9 protein-coding genes are annotated in these 9,800 nt (G+C 38.7%); all 9 read right to left on the reverse strand.

The features are described 5' to 3' along the window. Positions 1-186: 186 nt before the first annotated feature. Complete coding sequence (locus tag ACGLXV_RS24750) at positions 187-1,656, reverse strand: hypothetical protein (RefSeq protein WP_391560737.1); 1,470 nt, start codon at positions 1,654-1,656, stop codon at positions 187-189. A gap of 70 nt (positions 1,657-1,726) precedes the next feature. After that, on the reverse strand, positions 1,727-2,638 hold the full coding sequence (locus ACGLXV_RS24755) for an FTR1 family iron permease (RefSeq protein WP_391560738.1): 912 nt from the start codon (positions 2,636-2,638) through the stop codon (positions 1,727-1,729). A 27-nt stretch (positions 2,639-2,665) separates the two neighbouring features. Beyond that, positions 2,666-3,427, reverse strand: a complete 762-nt coding sequence (locus ACGLXV_RS24760) for a hypothetical protein (protein ID WP_391560739.1) — start codon at positions 3,425-3,427, stop codon at positions 2,666-2,668. 63 nt (positions 3,428-3,490) lie between these two features. Further along, positions 3,491-4,291 (reverse strand): glycosyltransferase family 2 protein, encoded by an 801-nt coding sequence (locus ACGLXV_RS24765; protein ID WP_391560740.1) that lies wholly within the window; start codon positions 4,289-4,291, stop codon positions 3,491-3,493. 2 nt (positions 4,292-4,293) lie between these two features. Then, on the reverse strand, positions 4,294-5,751 hold the full coding sequence (locus ACGLXV_RS24770) for an alkaline phosphatase family protein (protein WP_391560741.1): 1,458 nt from the start codon (positions 5,749-5,751) through the stop codon (positions 4,294-4,296). Beyond that, complete coding sequence (locus tag ACGLXV_RS24775) at positions 5,748-6,689, reverse strand: lysylphosphatidylglycerol synthase transmembrane domain-containing protein (protein ID WP_391560742.1); 942 nt, start codon at positions 6,687-6,689, stop codon at positions 5,748-5,750. Before ACGLXV_RS24775 ends, ACGLXV_RS24770 begins: the two co-directional genes overlap by 4 nt. Continuing rightward, entirely contained in the window at positions 6,673-7,620 is a 948-nt protein-coding gene (locus tag ACGLXV_RS24780; protein WP_391560743.1) for an NAD-dependent epimerase/dehydratase family protein, read from the reverse strand. Before ACGLXV_RS24780 ends, ACGLXV_RS24775 begins: the two co-directional genes overlap by 17 nt. 138 nt (positions 7,621-7,758) lie before the next feature. Continuing rightward, positions 7,759-8,931 (reverse strand): hypothetical protein, encoded by a 1,173-nt coding sequence (locus ACGLXV_RS24785; protein WP_119710039.1) that lies wholly within the window; start codon positions 8,929-8,931, stop codon positions 7,759-7,761. 236 nt (positions 8,932-9,167) lie between these two features. Continuing rightward, positions 9,168-9,800: alpha-galactosidase (locus ACGLXV_RS24790; protein WP_391560744.1), on the reverse strand; the 633-nt coding region annotated here is incomplete at its 5' end.

Below are 9,800 nucleotides of genomic sequence, written 5' to 3' on the forward strand. Positions count from 1 at the left end.
TCCACCCATTCATACGCGTATTCCATCTAATCCCCCCTCAACAAATACAAAAAATCAAATAAGTCAGCTATCAAAAGACTTTCTTAATTAGGTTTCGCCCGAAAGCTAGGAAAATCCTTTTTTCAAGAGGGTAGGATTTCACTATTTTTATAGGGAATTCTATTTGCTAGTTCCTGCTGTGGGATACTATTCGTCCATCCCTCCCTTCCACCTATACAAAATAATATGATGATATACAGGGTCAAACAATGAGTTTGAGGAAAACTCCTCTACTACCTCCACCTTACCTGTTAGATCTTCTCCTTGTGATATAAATCCTTCGAGAACACTATTGGTTAACAAGATATCCTTATTTTTATAATACGATTGATCATGTAAAAATTTTGAGTATGTGTTAATTTCCTTATGTGGAAACGATGTATCTAAATACGTAAAAACCCTCGATTCCTCCCAAGCATATATAACAAAAGGTTCTGTTTGATTCTCCAAATAAGCACCTAATTCATAGGTAGCTGGAAGCTCGCTTGCCTGCTCTTTTAATAAAAGCGTAGTTTGGTAAGCTTGGACAGACAATAGTAATAATGAAAAGGTGATCATAAGGGTGGTTTTCCATTTCGAAAAAACCATCGAAAATAAACAAAATGTCCCTAGAGTAATCAGGGGAATAATATGCCTTGGCTTTTCTACATTCTGTGCAAATAACACCCATGAAAAATAAACAACGATCAGTATGGTGAAAAGTTGGAATAAATAGTTTGACTTGATTCTTTTCCAACTGAAAGCTTGAAAAAAACAAAGAAACATTACTGCAAACATACTTATTAGAATAAATGACCTTATCCCAATCCCTGTCCAGCCTATATTTTCAATGATTAGTTGATACATACGGCTAAAAAAAGATCGGTCGACCGAGGTAGCTGCTCCACCCCAATCATTGAAATGGCCGCTCGTAAAAGACAGAGCGAGTTTCATAAAACCGACGAATCCCCCCTCCGTAAGTGCGACTCCACTTACCCAAAGCAACTGAAAAAGAACTGCTAGAAGAACTAGGGGCACCATGTCCTTCAGTAGCAATTGTTTTTCTTTCCATAGCTTATACAAAAGAAAGAGTACACCAATGGAAAACGGAAGGTAGGATAATCGAATCCCTAGCAATATGCTTAACAAGAATAACGGAATAACCTGTGACCAAAAGCTTTGTTTTTTCCATGCAACATGGATACTCCAAACATACCACCATAGTACCGCAATCGCTGCCCCTTCCGACATCGGCTGATTAACCATAAGAACGACAAACCCCGAACAATAAGTTAATGTTGCAACTAAAACACTTATCGCTACGGAAAAATGAGCTCGCGATATTTTATACATCGGGATCATGGCACTGGTGTATAGAAGAATATTAAATAACGTCAAGGATGCCGCTTTATCTTGTACCCAAAGGTGCACGAGATAGCCCCCTAGAATAAAATATGGATATCCAGGAAAATGAGGCTGCATAGCTAAAAGATCATAACGCTCAAGTGCTAAAGCAAAGTCGACTTGATCATAGGTGGAAGCAAATGAATTTAGATTTGTCACCTGTGATAAAAACATCCATATGATGAACATAAGGCTCAGAGAAATAATGATACTTGGTTTCACATTTTTCAACATAAATCACACCTTTATTTCAAGCAACTTCTAAAGAAAAAGTACAAGACATGTGCCTTGTACCCTTACAAAATTATTTTACCTGTGCGTTGAAAGTAGTTACTTCCGCAGCACTTTTTGACTTCTCCTTAGGTTGATATCCTGTTAATAGATAAATTACTACAAAGTAACCAATATAAGCAATCACTTCTTCTATTGAAGGCATGGATGAATATCCGAATAATGCTTTTAGGAAGATTCCTATATCACCAGACAGAAGTGGTTCAACCCCATGGTCTCTAACATAATGCGCATGATCGATGGAGTGCTCCGGTAAAAACCATGTAATATCGTATACATGTGGAATGACACTGCCGATAATTCCAACATCTTGCATCATAGATATTGCTTGAACGAGTAATCCTGCCGCAATTAAAATAATGAAAGCTCCCGTTACTTTAAAGAAGGTTTTTAATGAAATGCGCATCGTACCTTTAAAGAAGAAGTACGACACAACAGCCGCGATAATGACTCCCGTAAGAGCACCCCAGCCTTGTAGGGCGGCTCCAATATTTCCACCTGTAATAGCCGCAAAAAAGAAGACTGTTTCTACTCCTTCACGGAGGACAACTAAGAAGGAATGAATGACCATCCCAACAATATTACCAGTTGAAATAAATTTGTTCATTTTTCCTTCCATGTTTCCTTTGATATCCTTACTATGTTCTGCCATCCAAAAAACCATCTGGGTCAAGAGAATTGTGGACACGAGCATAATTCCTATTTTTAAATAGATTTCATTCCCCATCGCTGCAAAACCTGTAAACACCACTTGAAATAGCATAGCAACCCCAACGCTCGCTATGACCGCTAGACCTGCACCTAGCCAAACATATTTATTGTATTGCGCGTGATCCATTCTTTTCAGATAAGTTGTGATGATTCCGATTATGAGTAGTGCTTCAAGTACTTCACGAAATGTAATCAACAAGGCTTGAATTTCCACAGTTTTTCACCTTCCCCATGATGACTTTTATTTACGATTTCTTTTTCGAATCGCAAAGACAATAACCCCTACAATCGCTGCAGTTATCAGAATTAACGGGATCCAATTTCGGATATTAGAGATGTCCGTCCATTCTTTCTTTCCAGCAGACTCTGTTTCTGTTGCACTTTCAGAAAAATGACCTACTTCCAAGCTTTTTAACTGAAATTCCTTCTGCAAATTGGTTAGGATTTCTTCCTTATTTATCTTAAAGGCCTCTAGGTCTGATTCCTTCTTTCCAACCCCGAATAGTCCCGGATTACCAAGTGCATTCAACGCTTCGTCAAAGCTAGCCTTTAATTCCTCGTCTAATTCAGGATTTTCCGCTTCTACTCTAGGTGACAATGCTTCATATGTAGCAAATGCCTTCGCTAATAACTTTTTACTTGTGTCATACTCGGTAAATTTTCCCTCGATATTTTCCATTCTTCTTGCAATATTTAGCACTAATAGTTTTTCCATATTTTCAATGGTAGCTTCTTTATCCTCGGAATCAATTCCAGCAAGAATAAACTCTGAAGGCTCTGCTCCCATATGCATATCTACTTCTTCTTTTACTGACTCATAAATCTCTCTTGACTCAGCAAAATTTGGTGGATCTTGATCCAACTTTATGAGAATTTCTTTATAGGCTTCTGCCACCTCTTCTTTGTTTGGATCTCCGTACGTATAGGCACTAGCTGATGTTGTAAACATACTGGTAAAAGTAAGGATTACTAACAAGCTAAAAAACAAAAGCTTCTTAATCATATACCTGCCTCCTATCCTCAATGATAATGATTATCATTCTGAGTGTCAATTTAAACTTTATGTCTATTTTGTGTGTAAATTCGATGGATAAATCCCCTGAATAAACTGATTTCTAGCCTTTGATGATTGACTGATTATGTGAGCTGAGTAATCGAGCTCTACTTTTTGAACGGGTCTACTTATTTCCTTTAAAATTGCAGGAAGTACTGTTGAAAGATACCCTCTGAAGGTGATGAATGACTCTCCTGTCCTTCGTACTTGATATTGAATAGGCACTTCTTGAACACGGAATCCCTTTCTCACTAAATTTAATGTAATCACTTGTGCATAATTATAATCATGAATGATTTCCGCATGCTCAAGAGCTTGTCGGGAGAAGGCTCTCATTCCGGATTGGCCATCGTATATCCACTTTTTCAATAGCAGACTTTGAATGAAAGTGAAACAATAATTGCCAAGTCGACGATGGATTTTCATCCCTTTAATCGTTCCTAAAAATCGTGAGCCCATCGTATAATCCGCTTCTCCTGAAAAAATCGGTTGTAACAATTCAGGTATTTGCTTTGCTGGATACTCTCCATCTGCGTCAATCATGACTCCAATATCAGCACCATGCTTATAGCATTCCTTGATCCCTGCTCGAACCGCGGCTCCAAGACCCTGATTTTTTTCAAAGCTTACGATATAATCAGCACCCGCTTCTTTCGCTACTTGGACAGTATCATCCGTAGAACCATCGTCTATTACTAATACACGAACCTCGACCGCATTATGGAAGTCACGGGGAATGCCTTTTATGACTTCCCCAATCGATTCTTCCTCATTATAGGCTGGTAAAAATACGATTACCTTCTGTCTATTCATTTTTACTCTCTACTTTCCTTAATCGCTTCGATTAGTACTTTTCCACGGCTGTGGCTAGGGAAAGGTGCCCCTAAAAGATGTGCTAATGTTGGAGCCATAGAAACGAGACTATGCTTTTGCTCTACTTTCTTGCCTCTCTCAATATGTGGGCCGTGAATAAAAAATGGAACGAAGCGCTCCCCTTCATCGAGGTGACCGTGTCCGCCAATTCCGTCTGCCTGCCCGTGGTCCGCGCAAATAAATAATGTTGTATTCTCCATTTTCCCTTCTTCTTCAAGCCACTCAACAAAATCCTTAACCAAAGCGTCTGCTTCTTCGATTTTTTGAATGTACTCATCATACAGGACCCCTCTTGAATGACCTGTTTGATCCGTTGCGATCATTTGTACAATGAATAAGTCCGGATCCTGTTCCTTCATGATTTTTTTTGCTCTTTTCATAATGTTCGGATCTGCTTCATCATTATTCATAACAGCTGTAACGGTTTCGACATCGTCTCCCATCGAATCGACCAAATGGGCAATCCCTAAAAGCCTGCCTTTTTTCCCTACCTTACGTAACGAGTCAAAAATGCTCTCTACCTTGATCCCCAGCTTCCAAACCATGTTGGACGTAATCCCATGCTCAAATGGATACGTTCCTGTAAACATCGACGTAAAACAAACGACCGTTCTTGCCGGATACACCGTCTCCATATTCGTATACTCCGTCCCGTTTTCCTTCAAGTAGTCGAGGAAGGGCGTATTTGCCTCGTAAAATCGTTCCTTTCTCATCCCATCAATAACGATGACAACGACTTTATCAGAGAGAGCTTTCATTGGTGGCTCCGTAGAATCCTTTGTATAATCCGCATACATCGCTGGCTTCCAATCAAACAAGTAGCGGTGTAAGATCCAAGCAAAAATGAAAATAAAACCATAGAACACTAAGATGTAAAGATACTCAACAGGCTCGCCTGAACGATGATTGTCATAAACTAACTGCCAAATAGATAACACGAGTAAAAACTTAGGCAATTGTTCCTGTGCATTCCCGCTGGTTGAATCACTATTTTTCATAACTAGCTTCCAAAAACGGGTGAAATTCAACCACGAGGTCCCAATTCTTAAATGATAATAAAGAGTACCCCAGAAAAAGACGGTAAAAAAGAAATAAAGACCTATCGCAAACAGTAATAATGGAAGATGAACATCATTCCATACAATTAAATAAGCAATAAAAGGAATCCATAAGTAATTTCTTAAAAATAAAGGAAAATCAAAGATAAAATACAGGGCTAAAATCGGGATAATCACCAGTAATGATAGCAAGATTGAAGATAGATTCGCGACCGAAGCCATATCCCTAAAATGAAACAAAAGAAACGTTCCTAATACAAAAATAGGTGTAAAGGGCTTGCCTTCATTAAGTAAGTTCCAACATCGGGCTGCCACTTTTTCAAACTTTGAAGCACTTTTCACTTTCTACTAACTCCTCTCGATTTTGCCAAACTCTTAATGGTGTCTAATTTGATTGGATGAATCCAAAAACAACATGCTCCAACGATATAGGAAAAAAAGAACTTAATGGCATGATTAATGACCGCAATTGTGTATCCCACTTTCAACGAAATTCCTATGATACCTAAACCAAAGGTCATGACACTTTCGTAGTTTGCGATTCCTCCAGGGGTCACTTGAAATACTTGCCCAGCAATCGTCAAGCTGTTTACAAAAGCTAACTCTAGTAAGCTCGCCTTTTCTGTAAGAATATGTACCGTACCGTACAATACCCCTGCTTCTAATATCCAACTAATCAATGTGGCAAAAATAATAACGAATCCCTTCCATCCTAATAACGCACTCTTCATTAAAACAAATTGCCTTTGTAAAAAGCTGCTGAAAAATTGTCTACTAATGATTAGAGCTAGCAAAACAAGCAATAGTCCACCGAGAATCAGCCATGTCGGGATACTGTAGATGATGTCTAATGCAAGTAACCCAACAAAAGTGATACCGATTAAACAGACCATATCCATCACCCTTAGGACGATAACAGAATGATACGCTTCTTCTCTATTTACTTGCTTTTCTCTATTTTTCAACACTTCCGCTCGAACCAAATCACCGACCTTAATAGGAAGAAGGTGATTAATAAATAAGCTGTAAAGAATACCTAATAAGCAAGAGAACATGCTTGATTTCCCGTTTAGGTACAGCTTCCAAGCCACCGCTTTTAAACAAAAGGAAAGAAAATAAAGACCAAACATGAAAAGAAGCCAAAAAGGATGTTGAGCAAGTAGTTTCCCCGCATTCCATACATGGCTAGCATCAAAAAACAAGGTGGTTAGCACAATAAAGATCAAAATGATGACCAATGAGATGCCATTCTTAACGAATTTTTTAGAGAGAACCTTCATACTCTTTCGCCCATTTCACCGTTTCCTCTAGACCTAATGAAAACTCGACCTTTGGTTGATAGCCTAACTGATTTGCAGCTTTTGAGATGTCCGCCCAAGTTTGCTGAACATCCCCTACTCGATTGCCTTCCCTTTTCACGACCATGTTCGGAAAATGGATTTGTAACTCAGATAACAAATGCTCCATCGTAATCGGTCTTCCTGAGCCAATATTAAACGTTTCACTTTTTTTGCTTTTCATCATCGTCAAGTTGATTCCTTCTACAATATCTTCAATATAAGTATAGTCACGTGCGCTTCCTGAACCAAACACGCGAATGCTTTCACCGTTCATAAGCTTTTTAATAAAATGACCAATCGCCATATCTGGTCTTCCCCATGGGCCATATACCGTAAAAAACCTCAGTATATTCATTTGAAATCCATATAAATGTTCATACACATGGCAGAAGGATTCAGCAGAGTATTTGGCAGCTGCATATGGTGATATGACCTTTCCGATTGCCATTTCTTCAAGGAATGGCCCTTCTTGATTTCCATAAACCGAGGAAGAGGAAGCAAAAATCACTTGCCTTGTTCCCGCTTTTCCTGCTCCTTCTAACACATTAATCGTTGCCTTGACATCATAATCCACGTATTCGAGTGGTTGATCTATGGAATATGCAACACCTGGTAGAGCTGCAAGATGAATCACGACATCAGGGGAGATTTCCTTTAATAGCCGAATGGTCCCCTCTCGATCAAGTAGGTCTATATTAAAAAAGTGAAAGGCACCCAGCTTTTTTATTTCATCCAAATTCGTCCTTTTTCTATCTAGAGAATAATAGGAATGAAGACAATCGATGATAAACACTTCATGTTGCTCTAATAATAATCTCCTAGAAAGATGGCTTCCGATAAATCCTGCTCCACCCGTTACCATAATCTTCATAAAACAACACCTCTAGTTTTACACTTTACCAATCATTATATCTTAAGTAAGAATGGAAAGCAGTTTTGCTAGGAGAGGATGAATGAAAAGGAAAAAACCTTGATTATGCCAAGGTTTTCTCCCAACTTTCTGTGTAAATTATTTCGCGCTGTTAATGACCGTATTTAGAGTCGCTTGAATTTCAGCTAGCGTAGCATCTGCAGTCGCTTTATCTTGTGCTTTTGCTGCTTCTAAATATTTTTGCGCCTTTTCAGTTAAAGCAGTAAACTCCGCTTCACCGATAATTGTTTTAATATCTTCACCAATAACATCAATGAATAGAGCACCTTCTAATGCAGTGATAACAGATTTGTCTTCACCCCAAGTTTCCACACTCTCTTCATACTCATGTAATGCAATTTTTGAGAACCCACGTACAAACGCTTTGTTTACAGCTGCAGGATCAAGTGTTGATACATCTGTTTGAAGATCGAATTGACTTAGAATGAATGCAGCATCTTCTTGCGCGTGCTTATCAAGATAAGTGAAAATGGATTGATAAAATGCCCATCCTTCAGCTTGCTCAATTTTTGCTTCTTCCACATTTTCCTTCGCTGCAGCAGCAGCTTTTGTTGCATATCCGTTCGGAACTGCGCCGGTTGCAAAGTAGAAAGTCTTCATCAAAGTTTTGTCCACTACTTGCTTCCCAAGGTTGAAGCCTAATTGATCGTCAGCTTCTACTGCTTTCTCAATCTCATCAAATCCACCCGCGATCGCATCTACCATGTTTGTACCGTAAGCAGCATCACGCTTTTCAACAGTCGATTGAATAATTGAGTAGAATTCTTTTGCTTCTTCAACTTCTTCTTTTACTGCTTCCTTATCAGCCCAGTTTTCCGTTACTTCAGTAAACTCATGCTTAATCGTTGTATAGAAAACCTTTTGCATTAATTTATCAAAAAGTTGTTTTACAACTACTTTGTCCATGGAGCCATCTTTACCTGCCGCTAATGCCGTTGTAATATGTTGGTCAATCGTATCTTCAAATTCTGCATCTCTTTCTTTTACAAGACCTTGAAGGTTTGTCGTATAAAGTTCAGTCACTTTATCGAAATCTACTTCTTTGTCTTCTTTCGCTTTTTCTAATTCTGTAACTGCTTCTTGAAATGCCTGTCCATAACTTACTTCTTCGGTTTGTACTTCTTCCTCTTTCACTTCTTCTTGTTTCTTTTCTTCTGTCTTTTCTGTAGAAGTAGTTGAGCTACATGCTGTTAAAACTGAACTAGCTAGTAAGAAACCTGCAAAAATTTTCTTTAACTCTCTCTTTTTCATGAAATAATCCCCCGTTGATCATTTTTATGTTTAACTTATTGATAATGATTTTCATTCACAATTGTGATTATAATAGAGAATGATTCTCATCGTCAATACTATTTTTTAGATAATTTTATAAATTAGGTCATCTTTCATAGTTTTGACATACAAATAGGGGAAAACCCATAAAAAAGCAGTAGATTCTTCCCGAATCTACTGCTACCTATTAGAAAAAAATGTTTTTCTCTATATAATTATTTTTCCCTCAAATACCAACTATAACTTTGGAAATCTCCTCTAAGCTCAACTGGGATACTCAAGCCCACATACATAAGCTCGTCTCCACCAAACACTTTGTCCGTTCCAACTAACTGATATTGTTTGTTTGGATCAATACCTGTTACCTTTAAAAACTTCAGTGGTGCCGCAGGTTCTGCTACAACCGAGAAATAAAAGACGAGAGCTTCCGATTGATCATCATTTGTAAACAACCATGCCGTTTCGTTTCCTTCGAACGGACTTAGCAGGCGGTAAAAATGTCCAAATTGGACCAGTCCTCTAATTTCCTTGTATGTCTCCACCTGCTTTTTAACCACATCTTTTTCACTTGCCGGCAGCTTGGTTAGGTCGAGTTCGTATCCTAAGTTTCCTGACATCGCCACATCCCCTCTAATGTCTAGTGAGGTGATTCGGTCTACTTGATGGTTCGGAACAGCTGATACATGAGAACCCATCGATACGATTGGATACACAAGGCTTGTTCCGTACTGAATTTTCAAGCGAGAAATAGCGTCTGTGTTGTCACTCGTCCATGTTTGTGGCATATAGTACAGAATGCCAGGGTCAAATCTTCCGCCACCACCTGAACAGCTCTCAAATAGCACATC

Source organism: Robertmurraya sp., assembly GCF_036676585.1.
Lineage (GTDB): Bacteria > Bacillota > Bacilli > Bacillales > Cytobacillaceae > Robertmurraya_A.

What these genes read in the sequence shown, in the direction of transcription:
- ACGLXV_RS24750 (WP_391560737.1), bottom strand. Translation starts at nt 1,656, where the DNA reads ATGTTGAAAAATGTGAAACCAAGTATCATTATTTCTCTGAGCCTTATG.
- ACGLXV_RS24760 (WP_391560739.1), bottom strand. Translation starts at nt 3,427, where the DNA reads ATGATTAAGAAGCTTTTGTTTTTTAGCTTGTTAGTAATCCTTACTTTT.
- ACGLXV_RS24765 (WP_391560740.1), bottom strand. Translation starts at nt 4,291, where the DNA reads ATGAATAGACAGAAGGTAATCGTATTTTTACCAGCCTATAATGAGGAA.
- ACGLXV_RS24775 (WP_391560742.1), bottom strand. Translation starts at nt 6,689, where the DNA reads ATGAAGGTTCTCTCTAAAAAATTCGTTAAGAATGGCATCTCATTGGTC.
- ACGLXV_RS24780 (WP_391560743.1), bottom strand. Translation starts at nt 7,620, where the DNA reads ATGAAGATTATGGTAACGGGTGGAGCAGGATTTATCGGAAGCCATCTT.
- ACGLXV_RS24785 (WP_119710039.1), bottom strand. Translation starts at nt 8,931, where the DNA reads ATGAAAAAGAGAGAGTTAAAGAAAATTTTTGCAGGTTTCTTACTAGCT.